Source organism: Pinirhizobacter sp. (assembly GCF_035317885.1).
GTDB lineage: Bacteria > Pseudomonadota > Gammaproteobacteria > Xanthomonadales > Rhodanobacteraceae > Pinirhizobacter.
On sequence record NZ_DATHFX010000204.1, the window covers coordinates 1 to 2,094 of the forward strand.

Here is a 2,094-nt window from a genome sequence, read left to right on the forward strand (position 1 = left end):
CCTGGCCCGGGACCTGGTCACGCGGATCCTGTTCAGCAACGATTTCACCGCCGCCAACGCCCTTTATGGCCCGCAGCTGGCCGGCGACGTGGTGAAGATCGCCTCGTTCATCCTGTCGTACATGATGCTGGCCAAGGCCATGACCCGGCTTTTTGTTGTATCCGAATGCGTGTTTGCCGGCACTTACCTTGTACTGGTGTACCTCTTCACCGCCCGTTTCGGCCTGGTGGGCGCGATGTATGCATTTGCAGTGAATTACCTCATGTACCTAGTGTTCAACGCGGTGGTAGTGCGTCGCTACCTGGGGAGCTTGTGATGATGGCCGACGGTTCAACCACGGTACCGCCGCTGGTTTCGGTGCTGATCCCTGCGTTCAACCACGAGCGCTATGTGGAACGGTGCCTGGACAGCGTGCTGGAAGATCCCTACCCGTCCAAGGAAATCGTGATCATCGACGACGGTTCCAGCGATGGCACCGCCGACGCCATCGCCGCGTGGATACGGCGGCACGGCCATGAGATCCCCGTCGAATTCGCCAGTCGTCCGAACAAGGGCGTATCGGCCACCCTGAACGAACTGGCCGCCCGCGCCCGCGGCGAATTCCTTCGCCTGGGGGCCAGCGACGACTATCTCCTGCCCGGGGGCTTGCACGCGCAGGTGCGCTACCTGCGCGAGCATCCGGCCAAGGGTGCCGTGATCGGCGACTCGGTGGTGATCGACGCCGACGACAATCCCATCCATGCCAGCGGCATGTGCGACCTGCACGGTGCGGACAAGCGGCTTTACCTGACCGACGAGGGCATTCGGCGTGCAGTGATCAGCCAGTGGGCCGTTGGCGGTCCGGTGGTACTGATCCGCAAGAGTGCGCTTGAAACCGTCGACCGCTGGAACGAGGGCCTGCACATCGACGACTGGGACCTCTTCCTGCGCCTGGCAGCGCGCAATGCGCTTGGCTTCATCGACGTGAGCGTGTGCGCCTACCGCCTGCACGGGAAGAACCTCAGCAGGACACGGCACGTGCCCGCGCGGGTGATGAACCTGCTCGAATCCCGCCAGGTGGCGCTACGCCGGCTGCCGCTCTTCGACGAACCCCATGCCACGCTGTTGCGTGCGCAGGTCCATCTGATCGACGCCAAGGTTGCGTACCTGCAGAAGAATGCCTGGTCGCTGGCCGTGCACGTGGCAGCCCATCTGTGCCTGCGGATGGCCTCGCGGCTGAAGAAGGTGGTCCACGGCGTACCGCGGATGCGCAAGGCATGAAGAGCCTCCTGCACCTGCCCTCCACGTACCTGGGCCTGCCGCTTCTGCTTTCGTGCGCGCTTACCTACTTCAGTTACGACCTTCCCACCGGCTATGCCCAGGGCCTGTTGCTGCTGGCCATGATGGCCATGGCAACCATCGTCTTCGACTTGGGATCGGGCACGCGCCTGCCGCCGGTGGCAATGTTTCGCCTGCGCCGCTATGCGGGCACGCGCGAAGCCTTCGTGGCGCTGGCCTATGCCTGGGGCGTGGTGCTGTTCTGCGCCCTCGACCTGGCGCTGTTTCCCGTCCCGCTGTTCGACAAGCCATCGTCGTATGCGGTGATGGAGAACGGCCGCGAGCACGTCCGGCATATCTCGGACATGTGCTGGACCTTGCCGGTGATCGGCCTGTTGTGCGCCCGGAGCAAGGCCGTGCGAAACGCGCTGGTAGTCATCGGGCTGGTGTTCCCGGTACTGGTGATCGATCGCAACCGCATCTTCGCGGCTTTTTTCTCGCTGGCCCTGGTGATCGCCCTGCGCCGCGACGAACGCCTGCCACTGCCCTGGAAGCGGATCGTGGCGATCGTGCTGGCGAGCGGGGCGATCTTCTCGATCCTCGGCAGCATTCGCTCGGGCGACATCGACAACGTGGCGCTGCCTTTCAGCCCGCTCTACCGTTCGCTGCCCCAGGGCCTGAAATGGCTGCTGCTGTATGCCAGCGCCGGCCCCTACAACTTCGGCTCGATCGAGGCGAAGCATTACATCAACGCAAGCTTCCTCCTCAACCAGCTGGTGCCCATGAGCGGCTCGGTGGCCACGGCAGGCACGAGCATCCCCCTGGATGCATCCAACA

The 2,094-nt window shown here is 64.1% G+C and carries 2 protein-coding genes and 1 pseudogene; all 3 read left to right on the plus strand.

Features of this window, described 5'->3' with window-relative positions:
- Window positions 1-316: pseudogene (locus VK519_RS06375) on the plus strand (O-antigen translocase); the annotation flags it as partial.
- The gene (locus VK519_RS06380) at window positions 316-1,260 is read left to right on the plus strand and encodes a glycosyltransferase (protein ID WP_414692709.1); all 945 of its coding nucleotides are present in this window, start codon (window positions 316-318) and stop codon (window positions 1,258-1,260) included. The pseudogene VK519_RS06375 and the gene VK519_RS06380, both read left to right, overlap by 1 nt.
- On the plus strand, window positions 1,257-2,094 hold an 838-nt coding region (locus VK519_RS06385), incomplete at its 3' end, for a hypothetical protein (RefSeq protein ID WP_324348341.1). The genes VK519_RS06380 and VK519_RS06385, both read left to right, overlap by 4 nt.